The organism is Spirosoma sp. KNUC1025, from assembly GCF_045160025.1.
In the GTDB taxonomy this organism is placed as follows: domain Bacteria; phylum Bacteroidota; class Bacteroidia; order Cytophagales; family Spirosomataceae; genus Spirosoma.
Genome location: NZ_CP087139.1, coordinates 3688487 through 3713303 on the forward strand (window position 1 = coordinate 3688487; position 24817 = coordinate 3713303).

Here is a 24817-nt window from a genome sequence, read left to right on the forward strand (position 1 = left end):
TAGCCGTTACACCCGCTGGGGGAAACTACCCGCCGTGTAGGCCGTGCCGTTTATGGTGACGCTGGTCACGCCCGTTGGGAAGCCCGTAAAGATCACACTCGCTACGGTGCCATCGGGATCGGTGCCGGTGAAGGAAGCCGGTGGGACCACGATGGGCAGCGTACCGCCTGGATTGGGCTGCGAGGCTAACGTAGCACTAGTAGCCGTGGGCAGAATGTCTACCCCGAAGTTGACTCCTGTTACCGACGTAGTCACTATACTCACCGGTGTACTTCCGTTTGGTGTACCGTCGCCAGTAGAAGTCGTCCCTTCCCCTGTGTTGACTGCCCCTGTAAGCAAGGTGTTTGACACGCGTTGACCAAGGTTTTGTGGGCTATTACTCAACACCACACTATAGTTTGTGTTGGCCGTTACCGGCAAACTATACGTACCGTCGCCCGCAACGGCCGTGGTCGATAGCACGTTGCCCGTTGCTGGGTCAGTCGTGCTGACGTAGAGCGTGTTGCCGTTGATCAGATTCGAGGGTGTGCCATCGATGAGGCTATTGGTCAGCCCGTTCGGGTCGTTGAAGACGGTACCTGACAACACCAGCGGTACCGTGAACGGAATGCTGATGAGCTGCGGAGTAGAAGCTACTCCCGCATCGTCGGTCACGCTGTAGGTGAAGGTCGGATCGGGTGATCCACCGCCTGCACCCGTGGTGGCTCCTGTGGCCGTTGGGTCTATGCTAACCAGCGTTGGGTTGAAGCCCGTGATAGCGGTGGTGCTGTTGACCGGCGTGCCGTTATAATACAACGTACCATTGGTAGCGGGTGTCAGGGTGACGGTGCGACCGTTGAGGTTGGCATAGGTGCCATCCTCAGAGTCTGTTCCACTGAACACGGTCGAACTGATCGGCGAAGTAGTCGAACCACCGGGGTTGGGCCGCTGACTATCTGTCGAGGCTACCACAACGGGAGTTTTATCGATGCCGAAGTTGGCATCGGATACAGGAACCGTTCCTACGACGATACCCGTCAGAATACCGTTGGCCGAGGCATCGCTGCCCGCACCGGCTCCCAGATTCTCGCCGGTGCTGGTCCAGCTGGCCGGTAGCGAGGACGTCAGGCTACCCGCTGCACTGGTACTCAGCACGACCGAATAGGTACCGGCAGGCACACCCGTGAAGGTATAAACACCGCCCGTACTCACTGGCACAGTTGTAACAATGGAACCGCCGTTAACTAACGTAGCGTATAAAGCAGATCCATCCAGACTGGTTCCGTTGATCGGACTTAGCGCACTTGGACCAAAGGTATTTACCGTGTTGTCGCTCAGACCATTTCCGTCGTCAAGTACGTTACCTGACAGGGTAAAGGTTGGAGTCGAACTGATGACGGCTGTGCCTGTATTGGACGATTCCTTACCGGCGTTATCAACAGCCTTGAAAGAGATGCTTACCGGATTGCTGTCGTCGGTCGGGTCGACCGCAACCGCTACCGTGGGGTTGCCATTACCATCGGTTGGAATGACCAGGCCCGTTGGCGTTCCGCCGGTGAACTCAGGTGAGGAAGCGGTATAGACACTGCCGTTGACGGTCAGGCTGGTGGTGTTGGTCGGGAAGACTGTCACCCGAATGGCCGTTACGCTACCCGGAGCGGTGTCTGTGCTGTTACCCCCGTTGGTGAAGGTATTGGTTGCTACCGGAACAGGTGTAGTACCACCGGCGTTGACCACCGTGTTGCTACCACTACCAGCGGAAGGCAGTTTCTCGATGCCGAAGTTTTGAGCCGTAACTGCTGCCGTGCTGGTGCTCAACTCGATCACCCCTAACGTACTGCCCTGAGTGGCCGTGTTGGAGGGATCGACACTTTCGCCGGTATTGACCCAACTCGTTGGCAACGTGCCTGGCGTAGTAGCGGTGGCCGTGCTAGCCAAGACTAATTTATAGCCCGTTACGTTGGTGGGTACCCCACTTAGCGAGTAAGACCCGTCAGCCGCTACACTCACTGAAGCCACCACCGTGTTGGAGCCGTCGACCAGGTTGACATATAACGTACTGTTAGCATCGGTGCCCGTTTCTGAACCGTTCAGGCTCAAGCTGCCATCGGCATCGTCCCAGACTTTACCCGAGATCGTGGTCAACAGCGTCGAGCTGATGGTGGCCGTGCCACTGGTGGTGGACTCTTTACCGGCATTGTCCACCGCCGTGAAGGTGAACACGACGGGGTTGCTATCGTTGGTGGGGTCCACCAGAATCGACACGCTTGGATTACCACTGCCATCGGTTGGGATCAGTATGCCCCCCACCGGGAAGCTGTCCGAGCCATACACACTACCGTTGATCGTCAGCGAACTGGTGTTGGTTGGGAAACTGGTGATATGAATGGCTGTCACACTACCCGGCGCCGTGTCACCACTCGCGGTGGTGCTGGTAAAGGTAGTAGCGGGTACACTCACAGGTGTTGTCCCTCCAGCGTTAGCCACCGTAGCGGTGCCACTACCTGGGGTAGGCAGTTTCTCAATACCAAAGTTCTGATTGACCACTGCGCTGGTGGTGGTCGTTAACTCAATCACACCCAACGTACTACCTTGCGTGGCCGTGTTGGAGGCATCGACACTCTCACCCGTATTGACCCAGCCCGTGGGCAGCGTGCCGGCGCTGGTGGCCGTTGCGGTGCTAGCCAAGACTAATTTATAACCCGTTACGTTGGTGGGTACCCCACTTAGCGAGTAAGACCCGTCAGCCGCTACGCTGACCGAAGCCACCACCGTGTTGGAGCCGTCGATCAGGTTGACATAGAGCGGACCTCCCGCGTTAGTCGTGGTCTCAGAACCGTTCAGGCTCAAGCTGCCATCGGCATCGTCCCAGACTTTACCCAAGATGCTCGTCAACAGCGTCGAGCTGATGGTGGCCGTACCCGTCGTGGTGGATTCCTTCCCGGCATTGTCAATGGCTTTGAAGGTGAACACGACGGGGTTGCTATCATTGGTGGGGTCCACCAGGATGGGTACTGTCGGAGCGCCACTGCCATTGGTGGCTACCACTACACCCGTACCACTGGTAAACTCACTTGAGCTAGCCGTGTAGGTCGTTCCGTTGATAGTCAACGACGTAGTATTCGTCGGGAAGGCCGTGATGTGAATAGCTGTTACGCTACCAGGGGACGTATCCACGCTCGCGGTGGTACTGGTGAAGGTACTCGCTGGTACCGTAACCGGCGAAGTACCGCCGGCGTTGGTTACGGTGCTGCTACCGCTCCCTGGGGTGGGCAACTTCTCGATACCAAAGTTCTGATTGACAATAGCGCTGGTGGCTATGTTTAACTCGATTACACCCAACGTACTGCCTTGCATGGCCGTGTTACTCGGATCAGCGCTTTCGCCGGTGTTGACCCAGCCTGTGAGCAGCGTACCAGGCGTAGTGGCTGTGGCCGTGCTGGCAAGTACCAGTTTATAGCCCGATACATTGACCGGTACGCTACTCAGCGAGTAAGACCCATCAGCCGCGACGCTTACTGAGGCCACGACGGTATTGGAAGCGTTCACCACATTCACATATAACGTACTGCTGGCATTGGTGCCCGTCTCCGAGCCGTTCTGGCTTAAGTTACCATCGGCATCATCCCAGACTTTACCCGAGACAGTCACGAACTGTTGTATAGTTGTTACAGCGGTGCTGCTGTTGTCAGCCGGGTTGCTATCGGTTAGGCCCGATGGTGCGCTCACACTGGCTACGTTCGTGATCGTGCCCGAGGCACTGGCCGTGCCCGTTACTACCAGCGTGAGGCTACTGCCAGACGGCAAAGTAGGAATGGCTAGCGTACCCGCCTGCAAAGCTGATACCGTAGGACTGGTGGGACAACCGGCCCCACCCGAAGTTCCAGCACAGGTTACAGCTGTTACTGACAGGTTGGTTACAGCTGCATCTTTTACCGTCGCACCATCTGCTGAAGTCGAACCCACATTGGTTACCACCAGGCTGTAACTTACGGTGCCGCCTGAAGACACTACTGAAGGTCCTGTTTTGGTAATCGTGAGATCAGCCGTACAATTTTTAACTGGAATGGCCAGGGTAGCCGTTGACGTTACACCACAACTGTTGGTGTAAGTAGTCATTAAATTTACGGTTCCGGTAGGAATATTATTAAAGCCTATCGTCACCGTATTTGAACCTTGACCCGAAATAATGGTAGCTCCATTGTCAACCGACCAGGTTCTTGACGTAACATCAGCCAGCGGATTGGTGTAATAAGTACGAGTAGTGTTGCTGCAAATAACATCTGAGCAAACGGCTGTTGTATAATACCCATAGGTTCCACCGATCGTAGGGTTGTCGTACGAAAGGCAGCCACCTGATGAAGCGTTATAAATATACCCACGAATCATGTACAGCTCGCCGTCCTGTAATTCCACCGGAGATGGTAGCGATGTTGTTACTAACTGACCGGCCGTGTTGTAGGTCGTCGTGCCAATCGTACCTAAATCGGCACCGCTACTGCTTACTCTGTGGTATTCAACCGTAAAGGGCAATGAACGGAGGCCACCAGGTTGTGCTGCTGAGTAGGTAAGCCCCAGGGCTCGTATGCTGGTTACGTAAAGTCTAAGGTTCGACGCGTTCTTTTTAACGACAAAGCCCATCTGGACGTAGTCGTTGTTGGTGATTGCCTGAGCTGGGGTTGTTGAGTTTGCACCACATAACAACCACGACAATTCATTGTTAATCGTCGTTATCGAAAGACCGCTACCAATTGTGGCCGACAGGGGTACTGAAAACGCAGGACCCGTAGCTGGTGCCAGTTCGCTGAATGATGGCGTAACAACATCTCCAGGATACAGTACTAAGTCGATAGCCGTCTGAGTACCACTTGGTGAAGCATCACTACAGTTTATAGGGGTACCCAAAATGGAGCATATTGACGTAATGGCACTGCTGCTGTTGTTTGATGTATTGCTCTCATTGACGCCTGCTGGTGCGCTCACACTGGCGACGTTCGTGATCGTACCTGCCGATGATGCGGCTGTACCCGCTACCACAAGCGTCAGGCTGCTGCCGCTTGGCAAAGTCGGGATGCTCATCGTACCGGCCTGTAAGGCGGCAACGGTAAGAGTAGCCGGGCAAACCGCTCCACCGCTTGTACCGGCACAACTTACACTGCTGGCCGTGAAATCCGTAGCGACTGCATCCAGCAGCGTTGCACCATTGGCGGCTGAAGGGCCACTATTGGTTACTACCAGTGTATAACTCACCGAGCCACTGGGTGTTACAGAAGCCGGACCGGTTTTAGTGATGACGAGGTCAGTATAAGCAATCGAAACGGTATAGTCCTCTATTTCACCAATCTGGGCAGTGCCGTACACGCCACCAGTGGCACCGTCGCCAATGCTACGTTCGTCGATAGCTGTTGTTGTCGCGTTATCGGCCAGCGCTGTAGCACCCGACAGCCGTAAGCGCATATATACCCGGCTCGGCGACGTCGTAATCAGCGCGGTTTGAGCGGCTGACCAGCTTAGCGTTACGGTGCCACCATTGGTGGCGTTGGGTACGCTCACGGTGGCATATTCGCCAGTGCTGAACCGGCCATCGGCGTTGAAATCCATCCAGCCATGAAGCGTACGGGCAGCACCGGAGGTGTTTGTAACCGTAACGGACAGGGAATAAGCAGAGCCGATAGTAAGACCCGGAAAGGTCGAAACACCATCTTCATCGGCGCCATCGCCATTGGTACCGTTGTTGTCGGCAGACGCGGCTACACTGGCTGCATCTGCTTCAGTATCCGGGATATTTCCGAGACGTAACGTTGCCGATGGAATGTGTCTGGCCGGTACATTGGTATTAGCGTTATTGGCTTCGTAACTGATTGGCGCATCACCATAATCATAAGTAGATGCTACGCTAAGCTGATAATCCTCAACCTCACCAATGCTGACAGTACCATAGGTACCGGTATTGGCTCCATCAGCAATAGCCCGTTCGTCGACAGTCGTAGCCGAATTGTCGGCCATCGTGCCTGCAGACAGGCGAAGGCGCATATACACTTTCGGGTCTGAAACGTTGGCTGCCTGAGCGGCTGTCCAGCTTAGGGTTACGGTGCCGCTTGTTGTATTATTGGTTACGTTCACCGAGGTATATTCGGCCAGTTCAAAAATCCCGTTATTATTAAAGTCGATCCAGCCGTGCAGAGTGCGTTGCCCACCACTGGTATTAGTGACACTGATCGCGCGGCTATATACGGCATTGACCGTTAGCGAAGGGGGCGGGGAGGTGATACCATCCTCGTCGGCTCCATCCCCATTCGTACCATTGTTGTCAGCCCCGACAGCAACGCTTTGCACCGATGCTTCACCATCAGGCAGTGTACCAATGCGTAACGTTGACGATGGGGTGTTACGGGCCGGAACGCTGGCATTGGCACTGTTGGCCTCATAGCCGACGGGTGCATCGCCATAATCACAATTGGGTGTTAAAATCGTTATTGACGAGGTGCTTAATGACGTACAACCGGCCGGATGAGAAACCGTGAAGGTATAAGCGCCCGATGCCAGGTCCGAAACAATGGCTGTAGTACCCGTACCGGTTGTTGTTACGGCGCCCGGCATCCGAGTCAGTGTCCAGGTACCGCTCGAAGGCAGCCCACTTAACACCACGCTGCCCGTTGAAGTGGTACAGGTAGGCTGCGTAATTGCACCTACTGTTGGCGTTGCGAGTCCTGTCGTAGAGAACGTAAAATCGTAGGTATGGTCAGCTGCTCCTGTTGTTTCAGCGTACTGATAAAACCGGACGCTTTTAACGTTAGCCGAAAGGAATTGAAAACTCCAGATCGGATCGTTTGTAACGCCTAAAGCTGAGCCATCCAGTAAGATTCGCGTAGACGTTGGCTCGCTGTATACTGACGATATAGATTGGGTAGAACCTAAAATGGCCTGAACATTACCCGAAATGGGAAGCGGGTTGCCACCAGAATCCAAAAACTCAAACAGGAGCTTTTCGCTGGTTTCCACATCAATCAGGTGCATCATGTCGCCCACTTTCAGATTGCTGGCAAACGTCGTTGTCGTCCAGTTGGTGCCGCCAATGGTGCCACCTGCCGGGAAATAACCCATGTCTACTGTCAGAGCCTGTGCCGGCCAGCCGCTGTTGGCAATAGCGAAATTAGGTGAATCGTTGACGGTACCATAATCATATACCGTCGCTCCGGCACCAGCCGTATTGGCTGTCGCGTTGTATAGCCCGGTCTGTCCGAATGAAATGCTAAAGGTATTTCCGTTCAGATTGCCATTGATGGCGCTGTATTCACTGTTGATTGTAAAGCCGGGGTAGGTTGCGAATTGCTGACAGCTGTATTGATCAGCGCTGATTGAGATGGCGTTTGTACGAATGCCAAAATTGGCGTTGGCAATGCTGGCATTGCTAACCGTGACGGCCAGCTTTCCATCAGCAGTACCATCACTACCGGCGGCAGTGCCAATGTTTTCGCCTGTGCTTAAATACCCTCCCGGCAAACTGGCTGTCGACAGGGGACTACCAACCGTACCCGCACTGGTGGACAAAATAATCGTGTAGGTACTGGTTGCTACATTGCTGAAGGTGTATGTTCCACCCGCACTTACTGAAGTGGCCGCATACACATTGCCGTTGGCATCAACCAGATTGGCAAACAGAGCGCCCCCATTTGTACCCGTTCCATTGACGGTGTTGTCGGTTGTAATATCGTAAAAGACATTCCCAGTGATGTTGTACAGGCCAAGCGAGGCTGAAATTAACCATATATCGTTTGGCCTGAATGTAGGTTGAGCAGGATTTGACCATTGCGTAGATGTCCCAATGCCACCGTCACCTTTTAAGTATACCCGGAAAGTAAGACTGGTAATAGCTGTCGAGCCAGTATTTACCAGTACACTACCCGCTCCGGCATAGAGTAGATCACTGGCATAATTAGCCTGATTCACCAGATCCTTGAGTGTATTGGTGTTAAGAATTTTAGTGTTCGTACCGTCCAGAGCAAAATTTGTGTTACCCGATAGCCGGGTAAGCGTTCTGCCTGCATTCACGTCAGCCGTACTCAGTTCCAGTTCGGTATAAAAGCCCTGAACGTACTGATTTGAACTACCAGACGTCAAATTGTAAGAGCCGCCTAGTCCATTTAAGTGTAGAACCGGATTTATAACGGGTCGATTAAATGTGATTGTAACATCACCGTAATAATTACGTGCCGTCAAAGCTTGGGCTGATTCACGCTGAAAAGCGGCATCCAGCGAAAGACGAAATGCATAGTTATTAACAATATCCAGGTTAGTGCCAGATGTTGCAATACTGGGCGCCGATGTAAACATTGCCGCTGTCGGGCTGGCAATGTTATTAATGGGTACAAAATTATTTGTGCCCGTAAGTGGATTGCCTCCGTTTGCCCCAAATGTGATGCCGGGATAGCTGGTGTTGGCATTAGCAGCGTACTGCTGATTGGAAATAGAGACCGAAAAGGAGGTCGTTGGTGTATACGCGCTGAATGTGGTAGTTGTGCCCGTGTTCTGGAGAAAAGTAGCCGATTGAGTCGCTACTGTAGGCCCTACTGCGATAGATGATGAACTGACATTCGACAGTTCAAGCTGCTGGGCTGAAGCATACACCGTACATATAAAAAAGAGCCCCATAAAGACAAGTAATTGCTTTACAGGTCGATTTTTTTCACAATGTCTAATAGCACTCCAGTTGTAGAGGTCTAGTTTCATATGAGTATGTATTCTATAAAAAGGATAAACGAATGCTAACGGGAATAGAACAAGTATCAAATACTATTCAGCAGAACGCTGTGCGTTCTGCTCAGGCCTTGTAGGGTGAGGAGAACTTAGGGTAAGGAAGTTCAGCGTGATAATGTGGGCTGAAGATGGACTGGCTGGCAACTAGGAAAAAGGCCAGGTTCAGGGCCGATTGTTTTTTATGGGTAAACGGCCGGTCGGCTGGCGATTCTTTCGCCTTAATTGTGTAAAGGTTGACCATAATTAAGCTTGATTTATTCTTGAACTTTCACGCAATCTTTATAACCTATATCCGGTATCAGACCGAATAGGCAGAAATGCCTGTAGTCAGCCTGACAACATGTTATCCGCTGTAGATTACAGCGGTCCGACGCCTATTTCAAAACCAAAAGAATCAAACGAGATCAGATGAGGTTGCCAGAAAGATTAGTTACGTTGATGAGAGATTGAGAAAGTATTATCGAACTCAGCTTAAAATATGGATGGTGACGGTTACAAGAGGTTCATAGCAAACAGAGACTAATTTTGAGACGCCTAAATGTTACGTTGTTTATATAACCATATTAGGAATTAGACATATGCTATACTTTACAAATATACCAGCTATTTTTTTTAATAATCAACCCAAACGGATAGTTGAGCAGATTGAGTAACAAATTCAACGGATTATACTATATACATATTAATAAATCTGTAAGTAATATTAGGCATAACCCAGCTCGTTTGCTATAACAAGCACAGGAATGTCTCTGGTAAGATTTAAGTGGTTAAATAATTGGTAATGAGTTAATTAATTTTTATATTAGAACATTGTCAGCCGGTTATACGTAGTGCTAATCAGGCTATCGATAATTGTTTGTATATAAACAATAATTTATTGTATAAATAACAAATAAACTCATTGACCAATAGACAGTTTAACCGAATAGTAAATTATGTACTTTATTATATTAAATTTTTATCCTTTTTTCAAAACGATATATTACCAAGTCCGTTAAGTGAGTATAAATAACTATACGTTGTTGCATTGCTTATTGCTAGGTTAGGTCGCTAACAGTAGGTTATTGATGCATACGGGTTTTGAGCATACAACTAACTCCTCAATCCACAATGAATGACGTAGTAACAGTTGCAAACCAGGAATTTATGAACAGGTTCTCGAAGGGAGCCGCCGGACTGGGTGACCTTTATACACAGGATGCGATGATCATGCCACCGGGGGGGATACTATTTCAGGGCCTGCCGCTATCGGCGACTTCTGGAAAGGAGCCTATGAATTAGGCGTCAAGCGGGCTAAGCTCGAAACCGTTGAGGCTGAATCGGCCGGTGATCAGATCGTTGAAGTGGGGACGTTTACTCTATACGGTGCCGATGAATCTGTACTGGACAACGGAAAGTACATTGTTGTCTGGAAGCAGGAAGGGGGCGACTGGAAACTATACCGTGATATCTGGAACACCAGCGTAGCCGCTAATTAATTCAGCGTATTTAAAATGAACTTCCCGAAACGGTCAAACTGCCGGTGGCCCCGTTTCGGGAAGTTCTGAACTGTCTGAATAGGGCTTACCGCGTTACTTCAGGTATGGATTCAGTAGTAGTCAAACCCAATACTTCGCTGGTATGCTTTCTTAATTCATGGCCAAGCTCCGGGTTGTTAGCCAGCACCTGACCGTAGCTCGGAATCATGTCTTTCAGCTTCTGTTGCCACACCTCTGTTTTGAGTTGCTCCGGGAAACAGCGTTTCAGCAGATCGAGCATGATCGAAACGGCTGTTGAGGCACCGGGCGAAGCACCCAGCAGGGCGGCAATGCTACCGTCGGCTGCGCTGACTACTTCAGTACCAAATTCCAGTACGCCCCCTTCGTCTTCATCCTTCTTGATCACCTGTACCCGCTGACCGGCGATTTCCAACTCCCAGTCTTCCATTTTGGCATCCGGATAGTACTCGCGCAGAGCGTTTAGCCGGTCTTCCGGCGATTGCATCACCTGCTGAATCAGGTACCTCGTCAGCGGAATATTGTGCAAACCTGCCATCAGCATTGGTGCCATATTGCTCAGCTGGATGGATTTTGGCAGGTCCATGTATGAACCGCTCTTCAGGAATTTCGTAGAAAAACCCGCGTAAGGACCAAATAGTAATTCGCGTTTTCCCTCGATCATCCGGGTATCCAGGTGCGGTACCGACATGGGTGGCGCGCCGACCGACGCTTTTCCGTACACCTTTGCCTGATGCTGTTTGATAACGTCCGGGTTAACGCATTTCAGCCACTGACCACTCACGGGAAACCCGCCGAATCCACGGCTCTCGGGAATGTCTGATTTTTCGAGCAGGCGTAACGAACCGCCCCCGGCACCAATGAAAATAAACTCCGTCTGTACGTCGCGCACCTGATTGGTGGTCACGTTTTCAACCCGTATTTTCCAGCCACCCAGCGATTTAGACCGCCAGATATCACGCACTTCATGGGCAAAATACAGATGAACCCCCGGCATGTCGTACAGCCGACGGAACATAGCCCGTGTCAGTGCGCCAAAGTTCACATCCGTGCCAATGTCCATGCGGGTAGCCGCTACGGGCTGATTCGGATCGCGATCCTGCATGACCAGTGGTATCCAGTCGGTCAGCTGATCCCGATCTTCGGAATACTGCATACCATGAAACAGGTAATTTTGCTGAAGTACATCATAGCGTTTGCGCAGATAGGCTACGTTCTCATCACCCCATACAAAACTCATGTGCGGTATCGACCGGATGAAATTGGGGGCATCGCTCAGAAAACCCTTTTCAACGAGGTAAGCCCAGAACTGCTTCGACTGCTCAAACGACTCTGCAATTTTGATGGCTTTCGATCCATCTATCGACCCATCTTCTTTTTCGGGGGTATAATTCAGCTCGCAGAAAGCCAAGTGTCCGGTGCCTGCGTTGTTCCAGGCGTCGGAACTTTCAGCGGCTGCGCTATCCAGTCGTTCGTATATGTCAATGGTGATATCGGGTTGCAGTTCTTTCAGCAGCACCCCGAGGGTGGCACTCATAATACCGGCTCCGATCAGAATTACATCGGGGCCTTTTTGGGTAGATTTTTTAGGTTTCGCCATAATGAGGTATGTATTCCTTCTAGCTACAAAATTGACAAATGGGTTGTTCCGTATTTGCCAACAAATTTGGGAACGGGTCAGTCGTATAAACTTCTCTGCCGTGAGGATGTTGCTGAAAATCAGAACTTCCCGAAGCCGTCAGCTAAGCAGTCTGAAAGATCTTCTCCAGACATTTTACCGTAATCAGATAGGTTGGTTTCACGCCCAGCGTACCGAGGCTTCCGGAGGCCAGCGTAGCACCGGTAAGCAGCGGATTGTCAGACGCATAATAAGCGTAACGCACCTTTATGTTGGCCGGAACACTCCCCCGGATTTTCGACTGTGCCTGAATCGCTTTCTGATAATGAGCGCCTTCCATTTCCAGGCCAATAGCTTTCCACGACGAGTTGCGGAAGTAGCTCAGTACGTCTTTGTTCTGGAGGGATGTCCCCAGCACCGTAATCATAGCCCCTTCAAATACAGCCAGTCCATTGCCGTCAAAATCCTCTTTGCTGAAGTCATTATCCAGCGGGTAATTGTCTGCCGTTCCTTCAAAAATATGCGACGTTGGAATCATCAGATCGCCTTTGCCCCGGTCAGGATGCCCGCTTTGCCGATCACTGAAATCGACGCTACGTTCAGCGGAAACGTTTCATTGGTATGCTCAAAGGGTTTGAGCAACTCGTCCATCGTTTCGAAAGCCTGCTCCCCAAATGCATAATCCATCACCAGCAAGAGCGGCTGATTCGTTCGGATATGCTCCGGATTGTGAGCAATTTCGGTTGATAACTGACTGATGTCCAGTTTGGCGGTATCGATCAATTGAACGAGCAGACTGGTTCCGGCCAGATCTTCCAGTACGTGGAGGCCGTATTCGTTTGCGTACTCCGTTACCTGCTGGCGAAGTTCCTGCTGAGCGGGTTGGCTCAGCTTAAGAGCCAGGTCATACAGATTCTCCCAGGTAGTTGTTTCGGCCAGGGCAGCGGGTGCGTACAGGCAGTTTATGACACTGTGCGGGTTGGCGCTGATAATATGAATAGGGCGCTCCTGCAGATTATGCTCCCAGATGTACTGTTTCAGGCGAGTAGCCCAGCGCTCGCCATACAGGTGCTGACCGATACGTTCACGAAGCATGGGGGTGAAGTTGATTTCCCGGTCTGTTTTCGACTCGCGAAACTCCCGTATCGATACGCTGCCAAGGCCGTACACAATCTGAAACAAGCCGCTGTTAGTCCCTGCGGTTTCCTCAAAACGTCGATACGCCTGCTGCGTTTCCTCGAAGGTACGCCCCAGAATAGAGCTCAGGTACATCAGCGCCAGCTCACGTTCGTCGTCGTTGACGGTTCCGCCCGATTGAACGATGGCTTCCAGTTTTTCCCATTCGCGAGTACGACTGCCGCGTTCCTGAAAGGCGTTTCGCCGGATTTTGTCGGCTTCCATAAACATAAACGTCAGGTGCGTCAGGATGTCGTAGATTTCGCTACGTCCGTTCGTTACTTCGATCACCATCTGTTCATGATCAATCCGGTAGCAGTTCCGACGGCGTTTGGCGGGAATCAATACCGGAAAATGAGAATTTTCGAACCCTTCGCGTGAGGCTAGAGAAATAACCCGACAGGCTTCAATTCCTTTGGGCAGCCGGTCCATTACGTAGACCAAGCCGTCGAGTTCAACGCGTTGCGGATCACCGACAAGCCCATAAATTTCGGGCTGAAGCGTAAGCAGCGCCCGGCGAATTTCTTCGCCCGATACGCCCGATGGTTTATAAAATCCGCGGTTGAACAAATGCCGCATGGTGATGTAAAGGCGCTCAATAGCAACGCGCGACTCCTGAGCGCGGGTGAGGGGTGGAGAGGAAACAAGACTCATGGATACGTAACGAATGTATTTTGCTGCAAGTTACGCGATCTGCTACGCCTACCATTGGCGAACTGATTTTCTCAATACTTTTGACGGATGAAATACCAAATTCGGCGCGTTGTTTTGATTTGCTTATACGGGCTCATGCTCAGTCAGGCAGCTCCGGCACAGCCCTTGCCTGTGGCCCCACCCATGCCGGAGCCTTCGGGCATCAATCAGGGGCGGTTTATCGGCGTTCTGGTTGGCACCGCGGCTTTTTATACCATTACGTTGCTGATGCTACGGAAGCAGTGGTACAAGAAAAAAGTACCCTTTCACACCTTCAACGACAATGCCGAATGGCTCCAGATGGACAAGGTCGGTCATGCTGCTACGGCTTACTGCATGAGTCGGGGAGGCTATGAGCTGATGCGCTGGAGTGGCGTTAATGAACGCGCCAGCATCCTGACGGGTGGCCTGCTGGCCTTACTGTTTCAGACCACACTTGAAGTGTACGACGGCCATGCAGAAGGGTGGGGGTTTTCGAAAGGCGATATGCTGGCCAACGTAGCCGGAACGGCGTTGTTTGTGGGGCAACAGTATGGCCCTGGTCAGCAGATTGTCAGCCTGAAATACGGTTTTCGGAAAACTATTTTCCCCCAGTATCGGCCAAATCTGCTTGGAAAAACGACCGGGCAGCAGATGCTTAAAGATTACAATGGCCAGCAATACTGGCTGTCGGTGAATCTGGCTTCGGCGATACCAGTAGGGCCGTCATTTCCGCGCTGGCTCAATCTGGATATTGGCTACAGCGGAAGCGGTATGATTGGTGGGCATGAGAATCCACAAGTATTCGATAAAGAGGGCAATGACGTAAAATTCAGGCGATACCGGCAGTTTTTTCTTTCGCCCGACGCCGATCTGTCACGCATTGGTACGTTCTCGCCATCGCTCCAGCGATTCATTGGTACCATACAATTTTTTAAGATTCCGGCTCCTTCGCTGGAGTTAAATCGGGTAAACGGCCTCCGGTTCCACCCGCTGATCCTACCAAAAGAATGAGCGAAAGCGTGAATGCGTGAAAAAGTGAGTAGTTTGTTTCGCTCGTTCACGCATTCACGCTTTCGCTCATTTCGTAGAGACCGGCTTATTTACGGCCACCGCCTAAATCTATCCCGATTTTAATGCCTAGGTAAGCGTTTTTACTGTCGATGGTTGTGTTGGTCAGCTTAACGGCTGTAGTCGGTACCGCATTGTATTCAACCCCGGCCACAAAGTGCCCCGCTTTGATACCGGCCCGAACCATAAAACCAAACTTTGTTTCAGACGATATCTTTACGTTCTCAGGCGCGCCCTGTCCATTCGTCACAGAAAATGTATCCGACTCGCCAACACTGTAGATACCCGCTCCCAAACCAAGGAAAGGACGAATGCCACCTGTACCAATCAGGTAAGTTCCAGTCAATAACCCCGACGTAAAGGCGCTCACTTTACCCGTGTAAGTCTGATTATTGTTGCTGATGGTAACCCCTCGTGCTATACCAGCCGATTCGATACGAAGGCCGAGATCGAAGTTATCGCTGAGGCCGTACTTCGGTTCAGCAGCAAACAGAAACCCGCCGGAAAGACCCTCACCCAAGGCTTTGGCATAGCCAATTGAGAGGTTGACTTTAAAAGGTTTGTACTCCTGGGCTCTGGCAGAAAAGGCAATCAACACCAGGAAAAAAGAGAAGATACGTTTCATGGAATTTTTTAAGTGAGTGATAGGATATAATCTGGATTTAACGTATTGCTTATACGTTAATAGCGTAATATTATTCGGAAATGATGAAATAAAACATTGCCTGGCCAAATTATTTATGAAATAATCACTGTATTTCAGTAAAATTTTGCGGAAACGACTTTGTAAACTCATTTATTTCAGCTCGCCCGGTGTAACCATGACTCCCTTTTTACGGTTTTCGCGCAGAATGGTTAATTGAATCTGCCGACCAATCGTATCATCGGTCAGTAAGCGATGCAGGTCATCGACGGAGGCTACGGATTGATCATTGAACCCCACGATAATGTCGCCCTGGCGTAATTCGCCGTTTCCGGCAATGCCATCCGGCTCAACGCTGACAATCATGACCCCCGTTCTGACGCTCAACTGATTGTATTGCTTGATCCGCTCGGTCAGGTTGATAAGCTGGCCGGCAATACCCAGATAGCCACGACGAACACGGCCATTCATGATAAGTTTTCCGGCTACCAGGGCAGCAAGGTTTGACGAAACAGCAAAACAAATGCCCTGTGCAGGCAGAATAACGGCTGTATTTACGCCAATCACATCGCCATTTGAGTCGACCAATGGCCCACCTGAGTTGCCCGGATTTAGCGCGGCATCGGTCTGGATGACGTCGTCGATTAATCGGCCCGATTCGGAACGTAGCGTCCGGCCGAGCGCGCTGACAACACCTGTCGTCAGCGAATACTGAAAACCGTACGGGTTACCTAAGGCAATAGCAATCTGGCCGACCTGCACTTGTTTTGAATCGGCAAACCGTATTCCTTTCAGGTTGTCGGCATAGATTTTAAGAACAGCAATATCAGTAGCCGGATCACGACCGATTAACGTAGCGTCGAAATCGCGGGAGTCGGGCAGAGATACAGTAATTTGGCTGGCACCTGCCACTACATGGTTGTTGGTTATGATATAGCCATCGCTGGAAATAATAAATCCAGACCCCGTACCACCATCCGTTTCTCCTCGTCCTGGCGCCCGTCGTTGCGGAGGAATACCGTTTTTGCGGTCAGGAGCAGATTCGGTGGCTCGCCCACTTACCTTGATCTGTACAACCGATGGGCTAACTTTTTTCGCTACATTTACGATTGTATTTGAGTATGCATCCAGCAAAACAGAATCCTGTTCGGCTGCTCCTCCCGGCTGAGAAGCCGTATCGGCAAATGTCACAAATGTTGTGTTCATGAGTGAAAGAGGTTATGTGAGAGTGGGAGTAAGCTTCCACGATCTGTTCCAATACGTATTTCATTCAGAATGACTGGTTCGGTCAGTCATTTTGTCATTTTTTCATGCAATTTTCTGATACAATTGCTTTGAAGAAACGTAACGGCTGTTGTAATTTCGGCTAAAATGGCAGGTTGACCGTATGACCTTTGAAGAATACTTAAATCAGAAGAAGATCGACGCCGGGCAGTTTGAGCAGGCTGAACCTGTTCGGTACACAGAATGGAAGAATGAGTTCAGGGAGATGCACCCGGAGAGTTTTACCGTACAGAAGAAATTTCTTTTAAACGATATTCGTAGGAAGTACCTTGCTCAATAAACCTTTATTACACGGTCTGAAGGTCAGGCTGGATTTAAGTTTACCTATCCTCTTTTTTTCATGAGCCTCACACTTGGAGAACTACGTGGCATGACAAATGCCATTCTAAATGCCCTAAAAGCGCAGGGTATTAGCGACAGCAACGAACTACTTGATGCTACCAAAACTCCATCAGACCGCAAAGCCCTGTCGTCAGCAACTGGTGTTGATGGAGCTGTAATTTTAGACCTGGCGAACCGGGCTGATTTAGCCCGGATTAAAGGCATCGGTCGGGTATATAGTGATCTTATGGAAGAATCAGGTGTCGACACCGTGAAAGAACTGGCTCAGCGGGTACCAGCCAACCTGCACGCTAAGCTAATTGAAATCAACAGTGTTCGGCAGTTCACCCAGCGGCCTCCTTCGGCTGAGCAAATCGGCGATTTTGTAGAGCAGGCAAAAAACCTGCCTCCTATGCTGGAATATTAAAAGGGGTGTATTCGCACCCCTTTTGATCAAATTAATAGACCTGTCGACACTAAGCTCAAGATACGTTCGGGCAATGGCCGTACCGACAGGGTATGCTATATAGCCGCTATACGTTAACGAACGGGTTCCAGCAGATAGCGCTCTAATCGGCTCTCCAATTCAGGCTGACTCAGGTTCGTATATAACTCGCCGTTAAGCGCTAATGCCAGCCGTCCGCTCTCTTCTGAAACGGCAATGACGGCGGCATCCGTAGCTTCGCTCATGCCCAGTGCGGCCCGGTGACGAAAGCCCAGCGAAGGAGGAAGCTCGTCGTCTTCCGATACGGGAAGGATACAGCGTGCGGCTCTGATACGTCCACCGCTAATGATCACAGCGCCATCGTGTAAGGGGCTGTACTGACTGAAAATAGCTAGTAATAAAGGCTTCGATATGTCGGCATCGATTACTTCGCCCGATTGAGCAAATTTCTCCAGATCGTCGTTTTTCTGAAGAACCAGTAAGCCGCCCGAAAATTCTGTAGCCAGTGCTTTACAGGTATCCAGAATCGGTTTCAGGGTGGTCTGGCTGTCCAGCTTATCGCTGTCGCGGAGGAGCCATTGCCGAAGCCGACGGGTATTAGTCAGGTTCGTGGATTTGCCGATCAGCAGCAGAAAACGCCGGATTTCGTGCTGAAAGATGATAATCAGAGCCAGGGCTCCTACACTGATGAAATATTCCAGAATGGTGGTCATCAGGTTCAGGCCAAGGGCTTTTACCAGCAAATAGGCCAGATAGACCAGCAGATAACCGACAAAAACCCGGCTGGCTACACTTCCCCGAACGAGATTGTAAATCTGATAAATCAATATGGCTACCAACCCGATATCGAGCAGGTCAAGCCAGCCAATGTCTAAAAATCCCAGGCGAAATGCCAGCATGAATAAATTGATAAAGTTTCGGGGTTAAAGATAATGAGAATCCGGCCGCCACGCCTACAGTACTTACGGAAAGGATAATTGCTCAAATCGCTGTGGTTTCGCCTTCAATGGCCAGATACGTTTCGGGGAAAACAGGCCGGGCCTCCTCCAGAAACAGGTTGAACTGTTTGTAGCGTGAAGAGAAATGGCCAATCAGCAGTCGGCCAACCTTAGCCTGGGCAGCAATGGCAGCCGCCTGTCGGGCGGTTGAGTGGTAGACCTTCGGAAGCACGTACGGCATTGTCTTCCAGAAACGTAGCTTCGTGGTACAACAGATTAACGCCGTGCAACTGCGGAACCAGCGATTCAACGTAGCGCGTATCCGAACAGTATGCATAGGAGCGAGGAGCCGGACCGGGCTCCGTATAGTCGGATGCAGCGTAAAGCAATCGTCCGTCGGCATCCAGAATATCCTGCCCATTTTTGAGTTGTTTCAGATACGCTACCGGAATGGCATCGGGCAGCTTTTCACGTAGCAAATGCGGCTTCGGCGGTTTTTCCCGGAAGAGATAACCTGAGCAGTCAATCCGGTGCTGGAGTGGAATTGACTGAACCGTCATGTACGGATGATCGAGTAAAAAAGTTGGTTGGTCCGATGGAACGACCTGGAAATGCAGTTTATAGTTGAGTCGGGAATCCGAAACCCGGAAAATAGTCGTCAACACTTCATCCAGCCCGCGTGGACCAAACAGAAATAAGTCTTCAGTACGTCCGCCGAGGTTCAAACTCGATAAGAGAGGAGCCAGCCCGAAATAATGATCGCCGTGAAGATGGCTTATAAAAATATAGCGGAGCCGACCAGGCCGAATGCGCTGTTCGAGCAGGCGCAGTTGTGTCCCCTCCCCGCAGTCGATCAGGGCGTATTCATTTCCGATGGTCAGCAATTGAGCCGTTTGATGAAGCCGCAGCGTGGGCGTAGCCGACCCGGCCCCCAATATAGTAAGGGCAAATGGAAAGTGGGCCGGTCGGGTATGCTCCTGTTCAATCATAGTATCTGGTTGGGCCGCACTAGGTTGGGCCGCACTAGGCTGGGCCACTCCTGGCCGGACCGTGTTCGGATCATTCACGGCCGACGCTACCCCCGGCGTCGTACTCATCATCATCTTCGCTGCGAAAATCGTTTTCTAATTCATTCATAAACACAGCATCGATGGCTTCTTCTACGGTAGGCAGAATGGTCAGGTCGCTGAGGCTCGACTTATCCAAAAATTCAATCAGATCATCATTCTTTGTGACAACGACCAGTAAGCCTTCCTCGTTGGTGCACTGCCGGTTTATTTTTCGAAACGTTGTAATACCGGCCATATCAACCGACTGTACGGGAGCTATATCCACAATAATGTTGCTGTAGCCTTCCCGAAATAAAGTGCGGCTCAATGTCTCAAAATCAGTAGGTACGTCACCTTCAAAGGCACTTTCGGTAAGGCGGATCAGAGCGTACTGCTCGTTTTTCTGGATTGTATACGTCATAGACTGGTGAATATATTATCTGGAATGGGCAACGAATCGTCTCGAATGAAAATGACCATACTCTTTGGCTGTATTCATTCGACCTTATTCATTAATCCGTTATTACTCCTAAAATGTTGGCGTTAATTCGTGAAAGGGGGTCAGTATCAGTAGCGGGTTCGAAACGCTGACCGGTTACTTTTTCGAACAGTTCAATATAACGAGTTGAAATTTGCCGGACCCAATCATCCGACATATCGGGCACTGTCTGGCCTGTTTTCCCCTGAAACCCATTGGCAATGAGCCATTCCCGCACGAACTCTTTCGATAACTGTTTTTGCGGCAGGCTAGCCTTTTGGTTGGCGTCGTAGGTATCGGCGTAAAAATAGCGGGAGGAATCGGGGGTGTGGACCTCATCGATCAAATACACCTTGCCGTCCCGGTTGCCGAATTCATACTTGGTATCGACCAGAATCAGGCCCTGAGCGGCTGCCATAGCCGTACCACGCTCAAACAAGGCCAGTGCATACCGCTCCAGCTGAACATAATCACTTTCCGATACGATACTCCGGTCAAGAATCTCTTCCCGGCTGATATCTTCGTCGTGACCCTCATGGGCTTTGGTAGAGGGCGTAATGATCGGTGTAGGCAGACGGTCGTTTTCTTTCAGCCCGTCTGGCAACGAAACCCCGCAGAGTATCCGATGGCCATCGCGGTACTGGCGCCAGGCATGACCTGCCAAATAACCCCGAACGACCATTTCTACAGCGTAAGGTTCGCACCGGAGGCCAATGCTCACATTAGGGTCGGGCACATTGAGGAGCCAGTTTGGAACAAGGTCAGCCGTCGCCCGCAGAAAGTACGCAGCTGTCTGGTTCAGTACCTGTCCTTTAAATGGAATAGGCCGGGGCAGTACTACGTCAAAAGCCGAAATGCGGTCTGAAGCAATCATAACAAGCTTGTCGGGAAAGGAATACACGTCGCGTACTTTACCTCGATAAAACCCTGTCTGGCCGGGAAAATGAAAATTGGTTTCCTGAATGGCGTTCATTTACGTTAGTTTATAGTCTGCAGTATAAGGGTTGCCGGGTTCTGATAAGCTACCCGGTTATGTAGTGACGCAGCTTTACAAGCCGCTGCCCATACTTTATAGTTTTTCAAGTACAATGGCGGAGGCACCCCCACCGCCATTACAGATCCCTACGGCACCGTAGCGGCCTCCTGTTTGCTGGAGTACATTGGTGAGCGTCGTTACGATACGTGCTCCCGATGCCCCCAATGGGTGGCCAATAGAAACGGCTCCGCCAAAGACGTTTATTTTTTCCTGCGGTACGTTCAGCACTTTACTAAAAGCAAGCGGCACGACGGCAAAGGCTTCGTTGACTTCAAAAAAATCGATATCGTCCGTTTTTAGTCCGGCTCGTTCAATGGCTAATGGAACCGCTTTGGTGGGGGCCGTCGTAAACCATTGAGGTTCCTGTTCTGCATCCGCGTAGGCAAGTATCCGGGCCAGTGGTTTTAATCCCAGTTCTTCGGCTTTCCGGCGGCTCATCACAACCAGCGCTGACGCACCATCGCTAATCGGCGACGAACTGGCTGGAGTAACCGTACCATCGGGCGTAAAAGCCGCCTTCAGCATCGGAATTTTGTCATAAATCACATTCTTATATTCTTCATCCTCCTGCACCGTTACGGTCCCTTTCCGACCAGCAACATCGACCGGTATGATTTCGGCGCTGAATTGTCCGTTTTGGGTACTGGCTTCAGCCCGCCGGTAAGACTGAACCGTAAACGCATCCTGTTCCTGGCGGCTGATGGTGTATTTCTGAGCGGTCTGATCGGCAAACACACCCATAGCACACTGATCATAGGCATCCACCAGCCCGTCGCGGGCCAGACCATCAATCAGTTCTGCATTCCCGTATTTATACCCAAATCGTGCCTTGGGAACGTAATACGGGGTGTTCGACATGCTTTCCATGCCACCCGCCACGATCACATCGGCCTGGCCTAGCTGAATGGCCTGGGCTGCCAGCATGATGGCCTTCGTTCCCGATGCACACACTTTATTGATGGTTGTGCAGGGAATCGTGGCAGGCAGTCCGGCTTTCAGAGCGGCCTGTTTGGCAGGTGCCTGTCCCAGATTGGCCGACACTACGTTGCCCATGTATACTTCCTGTACCTGACTGGCTTCCAGTCCAATGCGGCTGAGGGCGCCCCGAATGGCTGCGGCCCCTAAATCGGTGGCCGACAGCGTGGATAAGACCCCTCCAAAGCTACCGATCGGTGTTCGGACAGCAGAAACAATTACGACTTCATTCATGTGGTTTTGTTCGTTTACGATTGTAGTTTACGGCATTCAGTTTATAACATAGGCAACCATTGCCAAAACCAAACATGTGAACCATAAACAGAATCAGCTTGAGTTACCAGCGGTTCTCTGGCTGAGTTGATTTCGGGCCTGCTTTTCGGGCTGAACGTGTCAGTACGTATGGCAGATCATCACTTTGCATCGCGTCGAGAAGCTGTAAAGCCTGCTCTTCACTTAGATTCAGACGTTGAAACCGACGTAACACCTCATCCTGCCGAGTTGACCGTTCCACCTGTTGTCCCGTTGGGCGAAGCCTGTTTACAGGTTGGGGTTTACGGACAGCAGGTTGCTGACGTAGCGGGAGTTCGGGTTTCTTACCTGAGTAATGTGTTTTTATTAACTCAAAATTATATCGGGCAGGTTCATTTTCCGGGCTTTCCAGTAGAGCACGCTGGAACAAGGCCAACGCTGTTGCGCTGTCGTGGTCGAAGCAGGCCATTACGCCTAGTTGGGTAGCTGCTGCGGTTCGTAAGTCGGGCCGGTCCGACTGGAGCAGGGTTTCGTACTGGGGTCTGGCTTTACTGTATTGCTTCAATCGAAAATAGGTATGTCCTAAATTCAACCGAACGGCCAGATCAATTGTTGTCGTTGCGCGACTCAGATAAGCGTATAGCTCAAGAGCGCGGGAATAATCACCTGCCTGATAGGCAGCCTCGGCTTCCTGACGCGCTTGATTGTTACGCGAAATCTGGTTTAGTGTAAACAGATTATCCCACCAGAGCCAGGCTGTAATAAGTAAATAAATCATCGTGACGAACAGAACGAGCGCTCAAAAATAAGACGAAACGCTGAGATGAACTTATACCCGGAAGGTTCGAATGGTGATTATGACATCAAGACTGATTAAAACCAGCGCAGCCAGTAAGAAATAAAAGTATTTATTGGTTGAAACAGCGATGTGGTTCTGGCTGATGCCCCGCCCTTTTAGTCCGCGGAGTATCGAGGCTAATTCGTTGATATACGTACCATTGCCGTCCGTTTCTACGTATTGGCCCCGTCCGTCGCGGGCGAGTTTCTGCAAAAATGGGCGATTCAACCGGCTACGGACGATCTGTCGGTCATTATCGCGCACAAAACTTCGTCCTTCCCGAATAGAGGCTCCAGCCTCGGTTCCAACGCCTACTGTGATGAGCGGTACCCCTTCCAGACGCAGACGGGATAACAGACTACGTTCGCAGTTTCCAAAGTTCTCTCCATCGCTGAACAGCACAATAGCCTTTACCCTCCGTTGCGTGGACGGGTCTGTCAGAATTTTTTGTCGGGCCAGTTCAATCGCACCGCAAAGCTCCGTACCACCGGTTGGCGAGACACTGGTGTGCACTTCGCGTACGAACTGCTTAAGGGCATAGTGATCCGATGTTAGGGGTGACAGAACAAAGGATTCGGATGAGGCCAGAATTAATCCGAATCGTTCGGTTGGTAACGTATCGCAGAGTTGCTGAATATCATACTTGATCCGTTCTAGGCGGGTGGGTACTACATCGCCCGCATCCATCGAGCGCGAGATATCGACAATCAGAAACGTATCGCGGCCGGTGGTGAGCACGTCGCCCTCGGGTTCGCCGAATGAAGGACCAAGCAGGGCAATAATCAATAAAATCAGGTAACTGGCCCGAAGAAAAAATTTCGGAATAACCCCCCAGGCGGATGTATTTAGCTGACGCGCCAGGCGAAAAGTACGCCAGACATAGCCGATATAGAAGCAAATAAATAAGCCTATAAAAATAAATTCGGTACGGGAGAAGGGAAATAACCAGTTCATGTATTGCAATTATTCGGCTGAGACTGACCCACTTTCGTGCCGTGTTGGGAATTAACAGAGGAGCGAAATTAGTAATTGTAAAAAGATTTTGCAGTCTGTGTATTGCTGAAAACGTTGAATTGCCCTATCTTTGTGTCCCAATCGTTCAGGAAGTGGAATGGTTGGCTCCGGAGAGATGCCTGAGAGGCCGAAAGGAACAGTTTGCTAAACTGTCGTACTGGTAACGGTACCGAGGGTTCGAATCCCTCTCTCTCCGCCGAACGTATAAATACACTTCGGGGTGTAGCGTAGCCCGGTATCGCGCCTGCTTTGGGAGCAGGAGGTCGTAGGTTCGAATCCTGCCACCCCGACATTAAAAATCAGCCAGTTAACGTAATCGTTTACTGGCTTTTTCTTTTTAGTTGAAACGTTGGTTGAAACATCTATCTCATTTCTATTTTATCTGATATAGATTGTCAATTCCGGTCAGATGACTTGCAATGGTATAAAACCGCATTTGAAATCTGCCTATTCAATTCCAATACCATGAATTACTTGGGGAAACAGCTGTCTTTAATCTCTTCTTCACTGGCTTAGAAGTTAATTAAGTAATGGCCGACATGGGTATCCATAAAATTATAACACATGAATTTGTGTACAGCCTCATGTTCTATCTAATCTAGAAAATAAACCTACGTTTTCTTGAACGATTTTTCTTTAGCTTCAAATTGGATATAGCTCGCTGGTTCATAGTAAGTTAGGCTGTTCAGAAAAGTAGGAGTGCGGGCCATTAATTGAACGATTTCGAGTAGGGGAGCGGTAGAGTTGTTAGTAAACAGTTTTAATAACTGTCAAC

General features: G+C 50.6%; 16 protein-coding genes, 2 tRNA genes and 2 pseudogenes. 7 read left to right on the top strand and 13 right to left on the bottom strand.

Annotated elements, in window-relative coordinates; all coding sequences use genetic code 11:
* Positions 1–6: 6 nt before the first annotated feature.
* Both LN737_RS16080 and LN737_RS16085 read right to left on the bottom strand, forming a co-directional pair.
* A complete protein-coding gene (locus LN737_RS16080) occupies positions 7–8631 on the bottom strand; it encodes a beta strand repeat-containing protein (RefSeq protein ID WP_405510809.1) in 8625 nt (2874 codons plus the stop codon).
* 169 nt (positions 8632–8800) lie between these two features.
* Positions 8801–8977 carry a hypothetical protein gene (locus LN737_RS16085; RefSeq protein WP_405510810.1) on the bottom strand — a complete coding sequence of 59 codons (177 nt, stop codon included), beginning with the start codon at positions 8975–8977 and terminating at the stop codon, positions 8801–8803.
* 869 nt (positions 8978–9846) lie between these two features.
* Here LN737_RS16085 and LN737_RS16090 point away from each other — a divergent pair.
* On the top strand, positions 9847–10017 hold the full coding sequence (locus LN737_RS16090; RefSeq protein ID WP_405510811.1) for a hypothetical protein: 171 nt from the start codon (positions 9847–9849) through the stop codon (positions 10015–10017).
* Positions 9984–10214 (top strand): DUF4440 domain-containing protein, encoded by a 231-nt coding sequence (locus LN737_RS16095; protein WP_405520429.1) that lies wholly within the window; start codon positions 9984–9986, stop codon positions 10212–10214. Before LN737_RS16090 ends, LN737_RS16095 begins: the two co-directional genes overlap by 34 nt.
* An 85-nt stretch (positions 10215–10299) precedes the next feature.
* On the opposite strand, the gene LN737_RS16100 is transcribed toward LN737_RS16095, so the two are convergent.
* Both LN737_RS16100 and LN737_RS16105 read right to left on the bottom strand, forming a co-directional pair.
* On the bottom strand, positions 10300–11832 hold the full coding sequence (locus LN737_RS16100) for a malate:quinone oxidoreductase (protein ID WP_405510812.1): 1533 nt from the start codon (positions 11830–11832) through the stop codon (positions 10300–10302).
* 142 nt (positions 11833–11974) lie between these two features.
* A pseudogene (locus LN737_RS16105) lies at positions 11975–13680 on the bottom strand (DUF6909 family protein).
* 87 nt (positions 13681–13767) lie between these two features.
* Here LN737_RS16105 and LN737_RS16110 point away from each other — a divergent pair.
* Positions 13768–14712: a DUF2279 domain-containing protein gene (locus LN737_RS16110; protein ID WP_405510813.1), complete on the top strand. Its 945-nt coding sequence runs from the start codon at positions 13768–13770 to the stop codon at positions 14710–14712.
* A gap of 85 nt (positions 14713–14797) precedes the next feature.
* Here the strand turns inward: LN737_RS16110 and LN737_RS16115 are convergent, their stop codons facing one another.
* Entirely contained in the window at positions 14798–15394 is a 597-nt protein-coding gene (locus LN737_RS16115; protein WP_405510814.1) for a hypothetical protein, read from the bottom strand.
* Positions 15395–15565: 171 nt separating this feature from the next.
* Positions 15566–16618, bottom strand: coding sequence for a S1C family serine protease (locus LN737_RS16120; protein ID WP_405510815.1), 1053 nt, complete (start codon positions 16616–16618; stop codon positions 15566–15568).
* A gap of 181 nt (positions 16619–16799) precedes the next feature.
* Here LN737_RS16120 and LN737_RS16125 point away from each other — a divergent pair, with 181 nt between their 5' ends.
* The gene (locus LN737_RS16125) at positions 16800–16976 is read left to right on the top strand and encodes a hypothetical protein (RefSeq protein WP_405510816.1); all 177 of its coding nucleotides are present in this window, start codon (positions 16800–16802) and stop codon (positions 16974–16976) included.
* Positions 16977–17036: 60 nt separating this feature from the next.
* A complete protein-coding gene (locus LN737_RS16130; RefSeq protein WP_405510818.1) occupies positions 17037–17444 on the top strand; it encodes a DUF4332 domain-containing protein in 408 nt (135 codons plus the stop codon).
* A gap of 113 nt (positions 17445–17557) precedes the next feature.
* Here LN737_RS16130 and cdaA read toward each other — a convergent pair whose 3' ends face one another.
* From cdaA to LN737_RS16165, 7 genes and pseudogenes are all read right to left on the bottom strand, one after another.
* Positions 17558–18361 carry a diadenylate cyclase CdaA gene (gene cdaA, locus LN737_RS16135; protein WP_405510819.1) on the bottom strand — a complete coding sequence of 268 codons (804 nt, stop codon included), beginning with the start codon at positions 18359–18361 and terminating at the stop codon, positions 17558–17560.
* 82 nt (positions 18362–18443) lie between these two features.
* A pseudogene (locus LN737_RS16140) lies at positions 18444–19389 on the bottom strand (ribonuclease Z).
* A 70-nt stretch (positions 19390–19459) separates the two neighbouring features.
* Entirely contained in the window at positions 19460–19870 is a 411-nt protein-coding gene (locus tag LN737_RS16145; protein WP_405510820.1) for an STAS domain-containing protein, read from the bottom strand.
* 91 nt (positions 19871–19961) lie between these two features.
* Complete coding sequence (locus tag LN737_RS16150; protein WP_405510821.1) at positions 19962–20900, bottom strand: phosphoribosylaminoimidazolesuccinocarboxamide synthase; 939 nt, start codon at positions 20898–20900, stop codon at positions 19962–19964.
* 96 nt (positions 20901–20996) lie between these two features.
* A complete protein-coding gene (locus tag LN737_RS16155; RefSeq protein ID WP_405510822.1) occupies positions 20997–22172 on the bottom strand; it encodes an acetyl-CoA C-acyltransferase in 1176 nt (391 codons plus the stop codon).
* A 103-nt stretch (positions 22173–22275) separates the two neighbouring features.
* Complete coding sequence (locus LN737_RS16160) at positions 22276–22968, bottom strand: tetratricopeptide repeat protein (protein WP_405510823.1); 693 nt, start codon at positions 22966–22968, stop codon at positions 22276–22278.
* 51 nt (positions 22969–23019) lie between these two features.
* Entirely contained in the window at positions 23020–23982 is a 963-nt protein-coding gene (locus LN737_RS16165; protein ID WP_405510824.1) for a vWA domain-containing protein, read from the bottom strand.
* Positions 23983–24151: 169 nt separating this feature from the next.
* On the opposite strand from LN737_RS16165, the gene LN737_RS16170 reads away from it, so the two are divergent.
* A tRNA-Ser gene (locus LN737_RS16170) sits at positions 24152–24238 on the top strand.
* Between the two features lie 20 nt (positions 24239–24258).
* Positions 24259–24332 (top strand) — tRNA-Pro (locus tag LN737_RS16175).
* The last annotated feature ends 485 nt before the right edge of the window (positions 24333–24817 follow it).